The 18931-nt window shown below is 52.3% G+C and carries 12 protein-coding genes, 1 tRNA gene and 1 pseudogene; 7 read left to right on the forward strand and 7 right to left on the reverse strand.

Annotated elements, in window-relative coordinates; all coding sequences use genetic code 11:
* The first annotated feature begins 19 nt into the window (after positions 1-19).
* Together OZX74_RS08300 and OZX74_RS08305 are read left to right on the forward strand one after the other, a co-directional pair.
* Positions 20-847, forward strand: a complete 828-nt coding sequence (locus OZX74_RS08300) for an ABC transporter permease (RefSeq protein WP_277156443.1) — start codon at positions 20-22, stop codon at positions 845-847.
* Between the two features lie 31 nt (positions 848-878).
* Positions 879-2174 carry a polysaccharide ABC transporter ATP-binding protein gene (locus OZX74_RS08305; protein WP_277157478.1) on the forward strand — a complete coding sequence of 432 codons (1296 nt, stop codon included), beginning with the start codon at positions 879-881 and terminating at the stop codon, positions 2172-2174.
* 194 nt (positions 2175-2368) lie between these two features.
* Here the strand turns inward: OZX74_RS08305 and OZX74_RS08310 are convergent, their stop codons facing one another.
* Together OZX74_RS08310 and OZX74_RS08315 are read right to left on the reverse strand one after the other, a co-directional pair.
* Positions 2369-3304: a glycosyltransferase family 2 protein gene (locus tag OZX74_RS08310; protein ID WP_277156444.1), complete on the reverse strand. Its 936-nt coding sequence runs from the start codon at positions 3302-3304 to the stop codon at positions 2369-2371.
* Position 3305: 1 nt separating this feature from the next.
* Positions 3306-4997, reverse strand: a complete 1692-nt coding sequence (locus tag OZX74_RS08315) for a glycosyltransferase family 4 protein (RefSeq protein WP_277156445.1) — start codon at positions 4995-4997, stop codon at positions 3306-3308.
* A gap of 256 nt (positions 4998-5253) precedes the next feature.
* Here OZX74_RS08315 and OZX74_RS08320 point away from each other — a divergent pair, with 256 nt between their 5' ends.
* The 3 genes from OZX74_RS08320 to OZX74_RS08330 all read left to right on the forward strand — a co-directional run bounded on the left by OZX74_RS08320 (position 5254) and on the right by OZX74_RS08330 (position 8056).
* The gene (locus tag OZX74_RS08320; protein WP_277156446.1) at positions 5254-5538 is read left to right on the forward strand and encodes a hypothetical protein; all 285 of its coding nucleotides are present in this window, start codon (positions 5254-5256) and stop codon (positions 5536-5538) included.
* A gap of 160 nt (positions 5539-5698) precedes the next feature.
* Positions 5699-6619: an acyltransferase gene (locus OZX74_RS08325; RefSeq protein ID WP_277156447.1), complete on the forward strand. Its 921-nt coding sequence runs from the start codon at positions 5699-5701 to the stop codon at positions 6617-6619.
* Between the two features lie 288 nt (positions 6620-6907).
* Positions 6908-8056, forward strand: coding sequence for an acyltransferase (locus OZX74_RS08330; RefSeq protein ID WP_277156448.1), 1149 nt, complete (start codon positions 6908-6910; stop codon positions 8054-8056).
* 87 nt (positions 8057-8143) lie between these two features.
* Here the strand turns inward: OZX74_RS08330 and OZX74_RS08335 are convergent.
* From OZX74_RS08335 to OZX74_RS08345, 3 genes and pseudogenes are all read right to left on the reverse strand, one after another.
* Positions 8144-9115, reverse strand: a pseudogene (locus OZX74_RS08335) (glycosyltransferase).
* 53 nt (positions 9116-9168) lie between these two features.
* Positions 9169-11160, reverse strand: coding sequence for a hypothetical protein (locus OZX74_RS08340; protein ID WP_277156450.1), 1992 nt, complete (start codon positions 11158-11160; stop codon positions 9169-9171).
* Positions 11161-11212: 52 nt separating this feature from the next.
* Positions 11213-13303 carry an RICIN domain-containing protein gene (locus OZX74_RS08345; RefSeq protein WP_277157480.1) on the reverse strand — a complete coding sequence of 697 codons (2091 nt, stop codon included), beginning with the start codon at positions 13301-13303 and terminating at the stop codon, positions 11213-11215.
* Positions 13304-14192: 889 nt separating this feature from the next.
* Between OZX74_RS08345 and OZX74_RS08350 the strand changes: the two genes are divergently transcribed.
* Both OZX74_RS08350 and OZX74_RS08355 read left to right on the forward strand, forming a co-directional pair.
* Positions 14193-14594 carry a glycerophosphodiester phosphodiesterase gene (locus tag OZX74_RS08350; protein WP_277156451.1) on the forward strand — a complete coding sequence of 134 codons (402 nt, stop codon included), beginning with the start codon at positions 14193-14195 and terminating at the stop codon, positions 14592-14594.
* A gap of 345 nt (positions 14595-14939) precedes the next feature.
* Positions 14940-15027: transfer RNA gene (locus tag OZX74_RS08355), tRNA-Ser, on the forward strand.
* Between the two features lie 219 nt (positions 15028-15246).
* Here OZX74_RS08355 and OZX74_RS08360 read toward each other — a convergent pair.
* Together OZX74_RS08360 and OZX74_RS08365 are read right to left on the reverse strand one after the other, a co-directional pair.
* Positions 15247-16266: a class C sortase gene (locus OZX74_RS08360; protein ID WP_277156452.1), complete on the reverse strand. Its 1020-nt coding sequence runs from the start codon at positions 16264-16266 to the stop codon at positions 15247-15249.
* Positions 16267-16855: 589 nt separating this feature from the next.
* A complete protein-coding gene (locus OZX74_RS08365; protein WP_277156453.1) occupies positions 16856-18865 on the reverse strand; it encodes an isopeptide-forming domain-containing fimbrial protein in 2010 nt (669 codons plus the stop codon).
* Between the last annotated feature and the right edge of the window lie 66 nt (positions 18866-18931).

Below are 18931 nucleotides of genomic sequence, written 5' to 3' on the forward strand. Positions count from 1 at the left end.
TTGCTAAACTAAGACCTTTGTGAAGACATTAGTGAAAAAACTCGAGAATAGATACCACTATTCGTGGGTCGTTCTCAAAGAGCTGGTCAAGACCGATTTCAAACTGCGATACCAAGGTTCCTTCCTCGGCATCGCCTGGTCGGTCATCAAGCCGCTCATGCTGTTCGGCATCATGTATATGGTCTTCGTACGCTTCCTGCACTTCACCGACGGCACCCCGCAATACCCTGTCGTGCTGCTGATGGGCAACTGCCTGTGGCAGTTCTTCTCCGAAGCGACCAGCACCGGCCTGCGCTCCATCGTCGATCGCGGCGACATCCTGCGCAAGATTCATTTCCCCAACTACATCATCGTCGTCTCCGCAACCTGTGGCGCCCTGATCAGCTTGGGCATCAACCTGGTTGTCATTCTGATCTTCGCAGTCGTCAACGGCGCGCATTTCACCTGGCGTGTGGTGCTCCTGCCGCTGAACCTCATCGAGCTTTATATCTTCGCGCTTGGTTGCGCCCTGCTGCTTGCCACGATGTACGTCCACTTCCGCGACATCCAGCATATCTGGGAAGTCGTCAGCCAGGTCGTCTTCTACGCCACGCCTATCATCTACCCGCTTTCCATGGTCGAGCACAATTATCCGATTATCGCCAAGCTGATGCTGATGAGCCCGATAGCCCAGACCTTCCAGGACGCGCGGCACAACCTCATCGACCCGCAAAACGTGCAGATCATCTGGAGCGAGATCCACAACCCGCTGGTGTGCCTGATCCCCTATATCCTTTCGTTCGCGTTCCTGGCTCTCGGCGTGTATGTCTTCCGTAAGTACAGCCGCAAATTCGCGGAAATCATGTAGTGAGCGAGGCATGATGACTTCTTCAAAATCAATGGTTTCCAAAACCGATTCATCCAATTCCGTCAAGGACTCCTCCCTTATCGATTCTTTGGGCAAGCCCAAGGAAAACAGCGAGGTCGTACTTTCGGTCGACCACGTCGGCAAATACTTCAAGCTGCCCACCGAACAGGCGACGGGCCTCAAACAGGCGTTCATCAACTGGACGAAGGGCATCAAAGGCTACAAGAAGCAGCAGGTGCTCAACGACATCACCTTCGACGTCCATAAAGGTGACTTTTTCGGCATTGTCGGCCGCAACGGATCCGGAAAATCGACACTGCTCAAAATCATCTCCGGCATCTACGTACCCGATGGCGGCACGGTAAAAGTCAAGGGCAAACTGGTGCCGTTCATCGAGCTCGGCGTCGGTTTCAACCCCGAACTGACCGGCCGCGAAAACGTCTTCCTCAACGGCGCCCTGCTCGGCTTCACCCGCGAAGAAATCGAAGGAATGTATGACGATATCGTCGATTTCGCGGAACTCGGCGACTTCATGGACCAGAAACTCAAGAACTACTCCAGCGGCATGCAGGTGCGTCTGGCGTTCTCCGTGGCCATCAAGGCCCAGGGCGATATCCTGGTGCTCGACGAAGTGCTCGCCGTCGGCGACGAGGCGTTCCAGCAGAAATGCGACGACTACTTCACCGAAGTGAAAAAGGACCCGAACAAGACGGTCATCTTGGTCACCCATTCCATGGATTCGGTCAAAAAGTATTGCAACAAGGCCATCCTCATCAAAGACGGTGACATCATCGTCAACGGCAACAAAGAGGAAGCCGCCAACCAGTACACGCTCGAGAATCTTCAGGCCGAAAAGAAGGAAATCGAACAGAAGAACGGCCAATACGCCGACGGTCTCAACAGCCGCTGCCCCGTGCTCAAGGTGAAGCCGCTTTCCCATCAGATCTGCAAGAGTTCCGACACGTTCCGTTTCGAGGTGGAATACGATTTCAACGAGCCCGAGGACTTCTACCTCGCCATCGCGCTGCACGACCTGCGTCGCGGCGGCGTCGCGTTCGATACCGGTTCGAAAACACTGAAATATTCAGCACACGGACATCATATCGTCGAATTCAAGATGCCTCTCAACCTGTTCAACAACGGCGATTTCAGACTGGTCGCTTCACTGCGCACACTTTCAAAAAAGAACCCCGACACCACGGATATGGTGGCATTCACCAATGATGCCAATTCCTGCGCGTTCGCTATCCGAGATTCAAAGAATAGCGATTATGCACTAATCAATAACCGCGTTATGCAGATTACTCAGGTGGGTTCGCCGAGGTAACGCAACGGAACGACCGTCAGATCCTTGAATCAGACGGTCACGGCCGGATAAGGTTGATCACGATTAATTACGACCTGATATAAAGAATGGTTCTGAAATGCTTGAAGATTTCAGAACCATTCTTTTTCGATGCCGGTGCCCCTGTCATCGAATTTTCAGGGGGCATGCCAATGTCAGCATTGCAACAAATGCGTTTACCGTTTCGCCGGGACCTGCGGATAGTCAATCTCCGGATTGAAGCCCCACGCCTCGCGAAGCTTCTTATAGATCCGCTTACGCAGAGGCTTGGCCACATGACCGCGATGCATGTTGTTCCTCACCATCGCGGCAAAGCGCGCATACTGATAAACGCCTTCGTGGTGAAGGTGGAACGAGCCCTCGTTGCGAGCGCCATACTCAAATTTCCAGATGTTCTTGTCGTCGATCATCGAATAGTTGACGCCCTTGTTGGAGCCCATATCATGCAGCACGACGCTGTCCATCACCTGGATGCCAGGGCAGGCCTTGGTGATGCGCATGGTGTATTCCGCGTCGTCGAACCAGATGAAGTATTCCTTGTACGGCAAGCCGTAATCCTCCATGACCCAGCGCGGGATAAGCACGGAAACGAACGAGCAACGGCTGACGAGAGCAATGTTGAGTCCTTGGGCCATAAGCCTGCCCCAGTCCCATGTGGTGACCGGATTGTTCATCTCGGAAATCGTGCCGTCGATGAACTTGACCAGCGAACATGCGAAGGGAATATCAGTGCCCATCTTCTTGGAGGCTGCGTCGTAGCCGTCAACCAGCTTTTCCAACGCATCGGGCTGCGGGTAGCCGTCGTCGTCGAAAATCCAGGCGAAATCGGCGCCAAGCTCATAGGAACGGCGCATACCGGCCGAGAAACCGCCCGCGCCGCCGACATTTTCCGGCAAGGTGACGATATCGAGCTGGGTCTTGTCGCTAAGTTTGAAATCCGCCCGATACTCTTCCAGATATTTGTCGGTGCCATCGGTCGCCGCGTTGTTGACGATGATGAGCTGGTCGGGCAGACGGGTCTGCGTCTCCAGGCAGTGAAGCACGGTCCTGAGTTTGTCAAGACGATTGAAGGTCACCACGACCGCAGCTATTTTTCGTTTGTCTTCAGTCATTTTACTTGTTCCATCCCTTGAGCATTCGTGCGAACAGAGCATCCGCCGATTCGAGCTGCGAGAACTTCTCCAGCCTGTTCTCCTCAGCCGTCCACAGCCGTTTTCGCTCATCTTCGCTGTTTGCCAGATGCGCCAACGCGGATTTGGCGTCGTGCACCATCTTTGACGTCATACGCCGCAGAAGCCCCTGCTTGGGGACCAGCGTGGACTGCGAGCCGACATCGGCGGAAATCACCGGAATACCGGCGGAAAGCGCCTCGATCGTCGTCAACGTGATGCCTTCGTTGATCGAGGAGACCAGCAACACGTCGGCGTCCTCATAGGTTTTCGCCACGGGGACCTTCATGGAGCGCCGTTCGAGGACCTTGCCCAGATTGTAGCGCTTGATCAGGGTATCGGCGAAAATATCCATGTCGCCATTGCCTTGCATGATGAACCGGAACTTGCCGGGATAAGCCCGTTGCAACGCATGAGCGGTAAGAATGAACGCCTCAGGACGCTTCTGGCGCACCATACGGCCGACGAACGCGACAGTCAATGGCTTGCCGGTATCGCGAGGCTTGAATTTCGCTTTCTCGCTGTCCACAGTCAATCCGACCAGAGGCGCCACGATGACCTTCTTGGCATCGAGATGGTGGATATCGACCAGCCAATGCCGCAACTGCGGGGAAATGACATGGTGAAGATCGATCCATTGGTCACGGATCGCCGATTCGTGTGGATAGCCGCCACGGAAGAAATACTCCACGATGTGGAGGGAATCGACAATCTTCGTGCGCGGGAAGTACTTCTTGACCCACCACGCCCTGTCATACATCCACTGGCAATGGTGAATCAGGATCCCTTTGATGTCGAAATGCTCGAAAAGCGCACGCAACAACGGGGCGTCGCCGGGACGCTCCTGCAAAGGCGCGGTAAGTGGCAGCAGCAACGCGTCATCGAACTCAGGCCGCGTGATCCAAGGCTGGTGGCCATCCCTGTCGGTGATGACAATCGGGTAGAGACCGGCTTGCTTGACCAGCTTCACCGTCTCCAAGGCCCAACGTTCCGCGCCACCGGCCTGGAACCAGTGCATCGCGATGATGACCGCCTTCTTCGCACCGGCGGGAGCCTTGCCTGGTTTGATCTCCACAACCGGATGATGGTGCCCAGACCAAGCGTTTTCCCTTTCCACGGTCCGGGGAATCCACGGTTTGACGGGCTTTCTGCCGAGATATTCGCGGATGCTGCGCTTGGTGTCACGGAAAACGTCGAACTGTGTGGGGAACGACAACTCAAGGGCGTTATAAAGCTTGGCTCTGGGGCCATCGTTGGGATGCTTGCTTTCCACATCCTTGTCCGTCGCGCCATCCGGAGTCAGCAACAAATAACGGACGCCTGTATCGACGACCTGTTGGTCCTGATCAAAATATTGGGGAGGGTATGCGGACCCGGGCTCGACGGTTGAGGTCATGGACAATTCCTCAAAAGGCTCAAGACCCTCTTTAGAGGTGAGCAAGCCGTTAAGCGTGGTCAGATCCGTCAGCCTCGGGTACTGCCACTTCTGCCCCATATACAGCTTGAAGACGAGCGTCCTGCCGGGTTGAATCAGCGCGTTGTAATTCATCGCCCCCACAACAAGGCGCCGCAACCGTTCACTGAGCGAGTCGAGTTTGCCTTGATCGCCTGCGGAAATCCTAAAAAAATCACACATAATGACCAATGATACTCGAAGGCGTTTAAAAACGTGCATTCGTCGGATATAGATACCAATACTCCGCACTATCCAAATGTAAAACGACAAACCGCGAATTTTGCGCTATGTTGAAAACAATGAGCGAGCGAGGAGTGGAAACATCTAATCTGCCGGGCTCGAACCCATTGGCCCCACAGCTCGAGGCGGCGCTCGACGCGCAATTGGAAAATCTCGATCAGACGTGCGACATCCTCCCGAGCCAAGAGGGAGCCACATGCCTGGTCGAAGGCCGGAAAACATCGACGACGCACACCCCTCCGGACCTTACCCGATCGAAGAATGGCTGCCCGTCGATCATCTTCGCTTCCGAAATCTTGAAGTTCCCGTGCCGAACGCATGGAAGCAATATCTTTCGAGACTTTACGGTGACTATATGGCCATCCCGAAAGACACCAATTCCCACGAGCACGTTGCCGACGACTATATTGAGTCGGAACAGAGCGTAAATGCCATGAAACGATTCATGAACTCTTCCAAAAAGGCAAATGCGGTTGACTGACGTGCGCAAAGCTCGAATGAAAGCATGTCAAGTACTCGAAGTCAGAACACATCATCAATTCCCGATAAAGTCAACTTTTTAATAGAATCGACAATCCGTTAAAGTCAATTTATAATATATTCTGCGGGAAACTTGACGATTCTTAGGAGACCAAAGAAAAATGGCATCAACCTCCACCAAAAAGCAGCGTGACCATGCTTTGGATACCATACGAATCATCGCGATTTTAGATATCGTCATTTGTCATATTGCTGCCGGATCATTCCCGGCTGGCATCATCCAGCAAATCCTTGTAGCACTCGGGTCATTGGGCGTGCCGCTGTTCGTCATGCTTACCGGATATCTCATGCTTGACCGCACTTACGACGCGACATACATTCGCCGTTTTCTCAAACGGAATCTACTGCCGCTATTCGTCAGCCTTGAGGCTTGGAACGTCATCTGGTTCTTCCTCAGCCATTTCATCGGCAACACGCCCATGCGGGTGAGCACACTGCTCAAAGTCGCCACGTTCACCGGGGACTCGGGCACAGGATTCTGGTTCCTGCCCATGATTTTCGCCCTGTATCTCGGCATCCCGATCGTCTCTTCCGCCCTGCATTATTTCATCTCCCAACAATCCCGAGCCTATCTGTATATCCTTATCTTCTGCGCTGTTTTCTTCGGCACGGTCATTCCCACCTGCACGGAGCTTTTGGCTTGGGTCCCCGGTCATCATGAGATCACAAGCGTGTTGCAAATGAACATCTTCGGCACCGACATCTGGGGGCGTCGGTGTGGATACTGTATCTGCTACTCGGCTTTGTGTTCAAGCACTTCAGCTCAACCATCGAGCGCATACCCACGTGGGTACTCACCGTCATCTTCATCGTCTTTTTCGCGCTCAAGGCCTTGCTGCACATCTGCTCCTGGAAGAGCAATTTCGCCGGCGACCCTTACTACGCCAATCTCGCCTTGGTCGTTTCCTCTGCGGCTCTCTTCCCGCTCTTGCATAGAATTTTCAAGTTCTCGTCCGGTTTTTCGCAAAAACTCCTCCCGCTCAATGCACAATTTTCCAAACTTTCTTTTGGCGTCTACATGATTCATGTCTGGCTCTATGATCTGAGCATGTCATTGCTCGCGAAACCACCAATTAACATGACAAACCAATACATGGTTTTCCTTATCTGCCTGCTTGTCAGCTATTTCGGATCGGTTCTTATCGCCAAGCTGCTTTCTCTGGTGCCAATTGTCAGGAAATGGCTCCTGCTTATGAAGTGAACAGATATGAGCAGTTTCCACTTTGAAAGCATCTTTTATGCAACAAAGTAGCAGGCATTCGTGTATTCTGTTATCGTCTGGAAACTTTAAGCAATAGCATCGAGGAACAGTGCCAAATACAAGGAAAACGCGGAACCTGAACGTCGAAGTACTTCGCATAGTTGCGATGTTTCTTATCGTTGCATGCCACGGGATTCTGCATATCCATTGGATGCTGAATGTCGATCAGGGATTTACGTTCAAACCCGGCTGGCGGTATGCCCTGTCATATCTCGTAGTGCAATATGGTCAAGTAGGAGTCACCATATTCTTTATTATTTCGGGATATTTTCTGGTAACCAAAAAATTCAATTGGACACGAATCTTCAAGACATGGTTCCAAATGTTCTGCTACAGCCTGTTGATACTCGCTGTCATCGCTTTGGTGGCAGCTTTTGCAAAACCGGGAGGCATCGTCCCTCTTTTCCAAGGCGATAATCTCGTGACCACGCTGGTTTGGAATTTCTTCCCGTTCCTCTATGACAGCTATTGGTTCATCACCGCGTATATCGCGATGCTGTTGCTTTTGCCGTTCCTCAACTGCCTGTTTGACAATCTCCAAGAAAAATACATCAACGCGCTTATTATGCTGCTTGCGCTGTTCTCGATCTGGATTCTCTTCTTTGGACGGGTGTCGCCTTGGGACAACGTGACATATGCCATTCTGGGCTATCTTATCGGCGGCTGGATTCGCAACTATTCAAAAAACCATCCCCGCATGCTGCAGACCAAGTATCTTATTGTGGCGATACTGCTTTCAACTGCAGGCATGGCCGCTTTCAATTACATCTCGGCAAACGGATCCCACCTAGTCGGGCTTTTGGGCTGGCAGTCCCAAACCAAACAGGGGATTCAGATATTGCCGATGATTGTCGCGGCCGCGGTATTCATACTTGTAGACCGAATCAACATGTCAGGAATGCCGAAAATCCTGCGAAATTTCGTACTGAAACTCGCGGCATCCACATTTGGTGTCTATCTTTTGCATGAGAACATGTTTTTGTATAGGTTGATATGGCCAGCGATGACATCTCTGTTCCCGACACCGACTTCCATTGTCTCGACAGTGCTGATTTTCATTGCCATCATAGTAATCGTGTATCTGGCGATGTCGTTGATTGCGTTCCTGCTTGACACCTGCATAGTGCACCCGTTGGAGAATGTGATTTTGCGGAAAGAAGCCACACACAAAAATCCGAAATCAGTGGAAACCGCCTGATTTATTGATCGGCTTGTAAAACCAGCCAGTCTGGATTCGTCCAAGAATCCTGTCTGGCTGGTTTTACAAACTCCGTGACATACTTAGTCAGAACTGTTCTTCGATATAGAAACGCGGACGATGCTTGGACTCCAAGTAAATCTTGCCCACGTAATTGCCGACGATACCGAGGCAGACCATCAGCAAACCGCCGATAAGCCAGATCGAGCACATCAACGAACCCCAGCCGGCCACGGACTTGCCGCCGAATATCGAGACGAGTACATACACGAAGATGCAGATACCGACCAGAATAGCTGCCACCCCACAAGCGGTCACAAAGGGAGAGCGGCTTGGTCGAAAACGACGTAATGCCCTGAATCGCAAAGGAAATCATCTTCTTAAGCGGATATTTCGACTCGCCGGCCTCGCGTTCACCGCGTTCGTAATAGACTTTCGCCGTTTTGAATCCGAGTGTCGGTACGATACCCCTCAAAAATAGGTTGACTTCATGGTACTCAGACAGTGCCTGCAACGAAGCGCGGCCCATCAAGCGATAATCCGCATGGTTGTAGACGGTTTCTGCACCCATCCAATTGAAAACCTTGTAAAAAGCTTCGGCGCTGGTCCGCTTGAACCAAGTGTCTTTGGCGCGTTTCGACCTGACCCCATACACAATCTCATTGCCGTCTTGATATTCGCTGATGAAATCATCCACGACATCGACATCATCCTGCAGGTCGGCATCCATGGAAATCGCAGCATCACATCCGCTGCGCAAAGCGACCATCAAACCGGCATACAGCGCGTTCTGGTGTCCACGGTTATGAGCCAGCTTGACACCGCCAAAAATCGATTCATCCGACTTATGCAAATCGGCAATGATGGACCACGTCTTATCGTGAGAACCGTCATCGACAAAGAGAATCCTGCTCTTGGGACTAATGGATTCCATCGCAACAAGATGCCGATATTTTTAAGCAGGACTTCGGCGGTATGCCGCAAGCCCGCCTCCTCTTCATAACAAGGGAGCACGAAAAAGACGACCGGCTTCTTGCGGTTTTCTGAATCAGGAATCACGGTCTCTTGTTGATCCAACGTCCAAGCCTCCACTCAGCGACAGCCACTTGGAATCATCCAATGGCAGCCGTTTTATTCTTATCCATCGCATGCAGATATTCATCAAACCTGTCCTTAAAGAGTTTATTACTACCCGGATAGATTCTCGTGAAATACTGCTGCAACCGAACGACGTCATCCTTCTCAATCGGGGAAATCTTTTCGTACACCGTAACGGTCGTTTTCTTGCTGAATTGGAAAGAACGGTCTTGCTTATAGTGCCGGCCCAGATAACTCGACTTATCGCGAACCAAAGCATTCAACTCGCACACCACACGCTCGTTCTTCTTGGTCATATGCACCGAAACAGGACTCGAAGTGACCACGTATTTTGAATCGAAGAATTGCGTGTTGAAGCCATCGCGTGAATCGACATCGGCAGAGGCAACCGGGAACGGCTGGATATAAGCATAAGGCAGGAAATACGTTTGCGGAAGCGTGGAATTGAGATCAGAGCTTGCCGCCGCGAAATACACCATATCGGTTCCCTGCGTTTTTTGTTTCAAATACTCGACAAAAGCGCTTTTTTGCTCGACATCCGATTGGACAAAAGGAGTCTGAATCGGAGCGTTCATGACCTTTCCCAATATTCCTGGAGCCGACACTGCAGAAAGACCTGTCGCGCAATTGGCAATCGAAAGGACAACTGCGATTGTGCCGGTTATCGCACGTCTCGACACCAACACGGGAATCGAGAAAGCCAGAAGCAGAGGCAGCAGAACGGCAATCCACAGGCCAGGTATGACAATATACCAATGCTGGGGGCTGAAGTCCTGAATACGCCAGAAGACCAGCAATGACGCAAGAACACCGACGTAGGAAGAAATCACGAGCATTGCCAGACCCGCAAAATCAAGGCCCTCAGCCACTTGAGACTTTTTGAGATACATCCATGCTATGACGGCTATTGAAATCAACGACAGCGCAAACCAGAGCCAACCAAACTCTTCAAAAAGATTAGCGAATTTCGCACTATAAGAATTGAATAGTGTCCAAGAATGATAGGACTGGGAATAATCACCGCCGAAGGATCGATTCAGGAATCCCTGGAAAAACAGCAGAACAGGAGCAAAAAGAGCCACAGCAATGGTAATGGCCCGTAACACGAGTTTTTTGAATAACAAGAGACGGTCCTGAGCCTTGGACCGAATAATCTGGCAGACCCAATAAATGACTACTGAGACAGCCAGTCCTATAACACCGAAGACGAACCAACGGCGAATCAAGAAAACGCAGCACAAGCCCAGCCCTATAGCGATAGCGCCAAAACGACGGTTGGGCAAATCGCTATCAAAAAGGCTCACAAATAAGGCGACAAAGAGGAGGAAGCCCATTCCATCCAGATAGCCGCTGAATACGGGCCGTAGCGCAACCGGAGTCAGCAGAACCAGCAGATAAAAAACCCACATCGGCAACGGCTTTTTATTGGGACCAAGAAAAACATCTACTTTATCCCACAAAAACGCTGCCATTAGTAACGAAGCAGGAATAACAGCCAATATCAATTCAGTGAAGAAAGTCCCTGTCCAGTTAGGAAAAAGATGAACAGGGAACGACATCACCCAACAAAGAAGCTGATTGTAGTCCGATTTATTAACGGAATCGAACATCTGCACAATGGTGTCGTGGGGGATGCTGAATAATGTGTTATTAAAACTGAGAGTCGCCATCCAATAGAAAGCATTATCCCAAATCGGAATGAAGTGATAACGGGTAAAATACCACCCTCCGAATACCAGGAATACTGCAGAAACCAAGATAAGTGAGATCTTGTCGATGGAAGAGGTTGACTTCAAAACCTGCCAAGTGGAAGTTCGAGACACGATAAACGCAATCAGCGCATAAAAAATAATCAAACCGGATAGGCTGATTGCAGTAGTCCGGGTTAAAGGAACCACCAATAGAACAGCCAATAGGACGGCCCCCGCAGCCAAAAACATATGATTGCGTAGCCAGGATTCCATTCGATGCATAGCTGTTTCTTTCATGAAATGAATAAGTTGCATGGCGAAAAACCATACAACTTAAGACTATATCAAATAAATATGTTGTTCTCTTCTAAAGACGTTCGAGGCTGAATTGTTGGTTGGGGCCGCCGTCGGCAGACCACACGTCAATCTGCCCCAGCGGGTTCGGGTTCAGACCATGAATCTGCAGCACCTTGTTATGCGAGCCGCCATACACCGACTCGATCAGCATCCGCCCCTGCCCGTTACGGTAGAAACGCCAACGCTGGTTGCCACCGCCGTTGCCGCGGTACTGAGCGACCACCGTCCCGTTGACGAACGACGGGCCCGAAGCATCCACCATAAGACCGGAATGCGTCGGAGAAATCGTATACGACCCGTCGCCCACCGGACGGATATGGAACACCTGGTTCGCCCCGCCGTTGAGGATACACGTGATCAGACGAGCGCCCTCAGAACGCGACGCCCCGTTCACATCCAGATACAAACCGCTGTACGCCGAAGCGATGCGATAATCACCCTCACGGATATCCCTCACCTGCGTGCCCAACGACGACAACGGAGTCCCATCAAAATCTACGAGTTCGAGGCTGAATTGTTGGTTGGGGCCGCCGTCGGCAGACCACACGTCAATCTGCCCCAGCGGGTTCGGGTTCAGACCATGAATCTGCAGCACCTTGTTATGCGAGCCGCCATACACCGACTCGATCAGCATCCGCCCCTGCCCGTTACGGTAGAAACGCCAACGCTGGTTGCCACCGCCGTTGCCGCGGTACTGAGCGACCACCGTCCCGTTGACGAACGACGGGCCCGAAGCATCCACCATAAGACCGGAATGCGTCGGAGAAATCGTATACGACCCGTCGCCCACCGGACGGATATGGAACACCTGGTTCGCCCCGCCGTTGAGGATACACGTGATCAGACGAGCGCCCTCAGAACGCGACGCCCCGTTCACATCCAGATACAAACCGCTGTACGCCGAAGCGATGCGATAATCACCCTCACGGATATCCCTCACCTGCGTGCCCAACGACGACAACGGAGTCCCATCAAATTCGATTGCTGCAGGTTGGCCCATGCCGCTTGTTGAATAGTAATAATTGCCGAAAGCGTTGTGATCAACGTTGCCGATACCATTGACCCACCCGTTATCGGAGTATTGCCAGCCACGATCGTTAGTAGAGAAACCGAAGCCTGTGCGCGCTCCATAACTGGCAACCCAACGTGTGCTGCTACGAATGTTGTATGAATTGAGCGGACCATTGAGATACGAGGTATAGGAGTATACAGACAGGTTGTTGTAGCCACTCTGCTGCATGCGGCTCCACCATTTGTTGACGATGTCGTCATAAACTCCGGGATTAGTAGGCGGGGTATGACCGGTCCAGGTCCAGTTCTCAAGATCATAAAAGACCGGATAGCTTAAATCTCCTGGACTCACGCCAGCATAGTAAAGCTTTTTGGCGGTATCATCACCTTCGCCCCATGCACAATTGCTGTCATATGCATAGGAATAGATATAGACGCCAAACGGGATACCCAAACGCTTGCATTCGCTAATATTGCGTAAAGCCTGATAATCGTACCGGTTGTACCAACCATATGAAAGGCGAATAATGGCACCCTCAACACCTGCATTTTTGGCGGCTTGCCAATCGATGGTGCCGTTGTGCTCGGAGACATCGACCACGCCTTTCGCCTGCTGGGCGAAAAGATTGCCGCCCCGCTCGAAGAACGCCTGAGTGCCGTTATAGCTGCCCCAGTAAGCTCCGTATTGGTTGTTTTCCAACGCAACATTGTGAACACTCCCAGAGACTGCTTTCTTTCCGGTTTCGATGTCTGCGGCACCGCTCACTTTGGAAGACGGCGAAGAGGCATTGCTGCCATTGGTACTGTCATCGCTATCCGTTGCATTGGCGTCACCGCCGTTCTTTTGCACGGACCGCTTTACTTCACTGGCTTCTACCGGAATAAATTTCTTGCCATCCGTTTTGGCCAACGGGTCAGGCGGAGTATCTTGTGTACCGACCAACTTCGGGTCGGTGACGGGTTTGCCGGTTTCTAGATTCTTGATCTGGCCGTCCTTGGTCACGGCCAGATCCTTGGAAACCACCGTCGCGTCGTCTGGCACGGCCGCGCTGACCTTGTCCGGCAGCTTCTGGCTTGGATTATCGGGCATGGCATCGTTCGACGTATCGGCCGCCGGCGACACCTTCTGGTTGCCGATGGTCTTGGTGCCGAATCCGCTCTGCTGCCCACCGTTGGATGCACTAGATGTAGCGGAGCCGAAACCGGCCTGGTCGAAACCGCTCAGGTTCGTGTCGCTCGCCGCCAGCGCCGGAACCGCAGTCAGTGCCAATCCCAGCGCCGGAACCGCCAACACAGCCACAAGTTTGGTAACCGGGCCCACTAGCTTGTTCTTCATCTTCTTGCCCTTCACGTTCATATAAGTCGACGTCAATCGAGAATCCGGCTTGCCCGTATCCGTCCTATACACATCCCGCAATGGCTCCCGACTCGACATGTTTAGCACCTTTTTGCTTTCATTTCATTCTTTTAGCCGACAAAACGGACGTTGCCCCTTCGATAAGGGCAAATCTGTCCAATCTAATGCAATGGTAATGCCGTTGATAAAAAAGGCGGGTAAACGGCAGAAATATTAGCGAAATCATAACAGTTAATCGCAGTTGAGCAGGAATCATCCTCTTATATTTCGTCTTAGACTCTGCCGGACGCGTTTGATTAGTGGCAATCCCAGCATGCTGTCCAACTTCGGTAAATCCAAAAACAGAACATTCTAAATGTTATTTTCAACACATTTTCCAAGCCCTAAACCACCAATTGATTATATTTTGTCGGAATTATGGCAAATAAGTACCACCTCGGCAAATTCCACAAAACACAGAATCTCACGCCAATTGTCATGTGCTACACTGAATGAGTCGGCACGTCAAAGTGTCGGAAAAAATGAATGAGTTATTCGCATAAAAACGGTGTTCACTATAACATCCGTCAAACACAATAACTTGTGTCTATTGACAATTAAGTCGATAGGAAAGGAATGCATCATGGCAGATGACAAAACCATCGTCGTCGATCCGGGGCTGTACGGCCAAACAGCAGCCGAGAAAACCGCAGAAGCCAACAAGGTAGCCCGCAAATTCGGCATCGGGGACGACGCCCTTGCCAAAGTCGAAGATTTCAAGAAGGAACTGACCGACCATAACGCTTGGGATTTGCCGTTTATGGGCTATATCGACGAGGACGGCTACGGCTATGCTTACGTCCCCGACAAGGCCATCGCGCCGCCGAACTGGGACGCGCACGCGGCTTTCAAGTCCCTGCCTTACGACGCCCAGACCGCGTTTGCGATCCGTATGCTCTTCACCCACCGCGATGTCGACCGTTACGGCGCCACGATGTTCCTGCACTATGAGCGCAACTTCGACATCAAGTTCAAGGAAGACTGAAAGTAAGTAATTTTCAATCTCATTTAATATCTGTAATAGCGACGGCACGTTTCGAGCTGATTTTCGGTTCCGGAACGTGCCGTTGTTCGTTCATAACGGTTTGGCAGCCGGGCAGGCAATTTTTGCGAATCGACAATGTCCGTTACTTTGCAGACAAAACCTTCGCTTTTATTCTCAACGCACTTCAACGTCTCGCTATCTCACGATATTTACGTTCAACGCAACCGGCCAAACCTCCAACCGCCACGCCGACACCAAAATTGCTTGCAAACCTCGCGGGCTCATGGTATTTTAGTTAAGTTGTGTGTTATGGAGTCTGCTTGCAGGCTTGGTAATATGCATGCTGGAGAATTCGCCTAGTGGTCTATGGCGCACGCTTGGAAAGCGTGTTGGTGTAACAGCCTCACGAGTTCGAATCTCGTATTCTCCGCCAGTAACCCGGAAGCCTTGAATATCAAGGTTTCCGGGATTTTTTTATGCCACAAAACGGTGTAGTCATCTTTCTTAGGTTATGCCAAAAACGGTCGTAAATGTGGGCTCGACGCCGATGATTCTGGCCTGCATCTTCATTAGCTTGATCCCATCAGAACAGCACTGATTGGTCACTTCGTTAGAGATATGTTCGCAACTGATGAAACCTTCCCGCCCATAATCAATAAAGAATATCCTCCGGATCGATTGCAGACTTGTTGTGCTTTTTCATTTTCCGGAAGAAGGGATTCACACGACGATGATGAGCCGGAATGAGGCTGCGACGCGACAGTTTTATGACGATTAGGCCTACGACGAGGACGGCCAGGGCAACGAGGATGGCGATGAGCATGGGATCTCCCTTGGCGTTGTTGGGGTCGGGAATCGGGTCCGGGATGGGTTGGCGGGTGCCGGTGATGACGAGACGCTGGGTGTTGACGCCGTAGGGCGTGCAGGTCATCAGCGTCACCAAATCGCGGCCGGGAACCACACGGTAAAAGCGAGTATCTTGCGGGTCGATGACGTGGATGCCGGTGACGCGATAGCCCATCGTGCGGCCCAGCGTCTGGACATAGAAGATGTCACCTCGCTTGAGTTCGTCGAGGCGGGTGAATAGCAAAGCGCTGCTCAGGCCGCGATGGCCGCTTAACACAGCATTCGTTGATTTGCCGCCGACCGGCAGGCTCGTGCCGTAAAGATGGCCCGCGCCATGGAGCAGCACTTCATCGGAGGTGCCATGGTAGATCGGCATCTTCACCGAAATCTTGGGAATGCGCACATTGCCCATCACTCCGTCGCCGACGTTCAGGAGACTCTGGTATTCACCATCATCATCACTTTGCGTTTTCGGCTTGGCTGAGGACGAACCCGAAAATTCATCATTCGCAAACGGATCGGCAAACTCCCCCAACGTCTTCTGGCCGGAAGCTGCTATATGCCGGTTATAGGCTTGCGCGCGATGATATTCGCCGACGGCCTTGCCCTGCGGCCAGCGCTCGACGCGACTGACGGAATCGTCGACAAGTCTGCTCTGCCGATACGTCTGAATCGTCCAAACCGTCGGGAACCACGCGATGGCAACGACCAGCGAAACGGCACAGCACACCAGCAGCACGTCGACGATACGCATGGCAATCTTGCGGGAGCGGCTTGTCTGAGTAGTTTCTCCGCGCAGAATCGCACCGAAATCGCTAAATTGCAAGTTCGGCCTCCAATACCTGACTGCTTGGTGGATGAATATAAAGTAATCGGTTTGAAAAATCGAGAATTTGGCACTGAAACTCAGCATTCAACGCATATCGCTGGCATTTTCATATTCCGTGCTATGAACAGGGAATCTGTAAATTTGAGAAACGTTGGAATTTTAACAATTCTCGGCTATCTGAAAATTATGAGAATCTAAAATGCAGCATTGAAGCAACATTCGTGATTCATTCGCAGTTCCGTGCTTTTGAATTCCCGAAATATTCGCCAAATCGCAGCACAAAGATAACTTTTCAATCGATTTTTCGTTCCGTGCTGCCTTTTACGACAATACTTCACGAAAACCGAGCACTGAAGCAACATCCTGGTCAATCTGAACTTCCATGCTATCGCCTGCGATATTACTCATTCGAGACTCATTGGAGTTCCAACGAGTCGATTTTCCGAATTGGCAGATACAACGAGTACGCAGCACGGAAGCCCCAATTTGTTCAATTATGCAGTTCCGCGCTGCGCTCTTAACGTTTATGCCGATATCACGAGCCAGGAATCATCGGAATACGATGACTTCGGCTCTCCGTCGAGTTTTACTCCTCGCGCAAGCGACGGCGGACGAAGACCAGCATGGCAGTTGCCACCATCAATAGCACGATGACGAGCAGCGCGAGGACAATACCCGCGCCACCGGTCAGCGGGAGCTGCGAGATCGAAGTGATGGCCAAAACAACAATCGGCTTTTCGCTCGAAACCGTCGTGGCATGTGCTTCGACCAAATGCCAGGTGTCGCTTTCGTTGGTATACGAGGACTTCGCGGCATCGGCCGCGTCAGCCTTGACATGCACCTTGAACGTAGGCATGAAGGTGTCGGAGTAGCCGGCCGGACGGGTGACCTCCTTGACAGAGTAATCACCTTCGCCCAAGCCGTCGAAGGTGAGTATGCCGTCGGAACCGACTTCAAGATCCTTGACGAAGGTCGTGTTGCCGGCGTTCTGAGCCGCAACCTTTTTATAATGCCCGTCGCCCAACTTGATGAACTTGAGCGCACCATCAGAGGCAGACGCTTCACCGGACTTGGCCTGAGAAGCCGAGGCAGCGGCAGATAGCTCGTACTTCACACCCTTCAACCCGGCGATGGCGTCCTGCTCCTTTTCGTCCTTGGCCGCGTCCCACGCCACTTTGGGCTTGGTGATCACCGAGAACTTGCGGAAACTTGCGAGGGAGGCAGGGTTCTGCGGGCTGGTGGCGTTGGAGGAGACGGAACCGTTGCCGGCGCCTCCAGCCACATTACCGGTGGAAGGGTCGATGGTGGCCGCGGTGGATCCGTTCGAATCCGTGGTGGTGGGCTGATTGTTGATATCGTTCGAATAGCTCAGCTTCACACCGTTGCCGAGCGGGCCGCCGTCGGCATCGTCCGTAATCGACATCGTGTAGGTGATGACTATCGAGTCGCGATAATGGAACTTCATGATGCTCGGCGAAAGGTCGAAGACCACGTAATCGGTGGAGTCGTCGCCATCAATGTTCTGGAACTGGCCGTTGGCTGCGGCGTGCGGGGTGACCTTGTAATCGCCTTTACCGGCATTAAGCTGGGTGGTGCCGACCATCACTTTCTCGGAATTTGCGACATAATGCAGGCCAAGCCCGGAAGGACGATCGACCATGGTGTAGATGTAATGGCGGAAACCGGTGGTCAGCGGGACACTGCCGGTGAGTTTGTAGTGCAGTTCGCCGCCGATGGAAGCGTTGTTGTGCTGGGAGGCGTCAAGCTCCTTGCTGACCGTCGGTGCGTCGTTCTTCATATCGACCAAGCCGAGCGTCTCGCCCGCGGAGCCAATCTTGTTGTAGGTCACGCCGCCAGAAGTGATGCCGGTGCCCACGAGCATCGGGATGGAGTTGCCGACAGTCGTCGGGTCGGTTGAACCGGCTTTGCCGGTCACGTCCGCCTCGCCGGTGACGTCATCGACCATATAGATACCCGGTAACAGGCCGGAAATGGTCATGGTCATCTTGTTGCCAGAATCGGAAGGGGCAGCGGACTTTGCCTCAGCCGCACCCAGCAGACTCGTGAACTTCGCGCTGTAAAAGACGTTGCTGACGAACTGGCGCAACTTGCCGTCCCAGGCCTGGCCAGCGCTGCCATTGTTGGAAGTCGTGTCCTCGTTGGCGGTATCGCCGTTCGCCTGGCCCGCGAAGCCGAGCCACTTGGCTGCGACCTCGCCAACGGGATTGCCCTGATAATGCACGTCCGTATCGCCGCCTTTGACGGCTTTCAACGCGGTTTCGGTTTCGGCTCCGATTTGCGGGTCGGTGCCGACGGACACGGCGTTCAGCACGCCCGTGTTGCCATCCTCGTTCACAGTGCCTTTGGCGTTCACATACGTACCGATACGCACGACCTTGAACTTGTGGTTGGCAATCATGGATTTGTCACCTTGAATGGTGATGTTCTCGCCCGTATACGATCCCGCAACGGCGGCCGGCACGGAAATCGCCCCGTCCCCTGCTGCGTTTGCGGCACCCAACGGTGCCAAAGCCAGCAACGTGGCAGCGGCGAGCGCAGCCCCGGCAAGCTTGTGCATGGTGGTTTTGAAACTCATATACCTTGTCTTTCTTTCCTCATTTGGTACGGATATTGGTTATCGGCCCTTGTCGCCTTTGTTCTC

Origin of the sequence: Bifidobacterium sp. ESL0798 (assembly GCF_029395415.1) — a bacterium.
Taxonomy (GTDB): Bacteria; Actinomycetota; Actinomycetes; order Actinomycetales; family Bifidobacteriaceae; genus Bifidobacterium.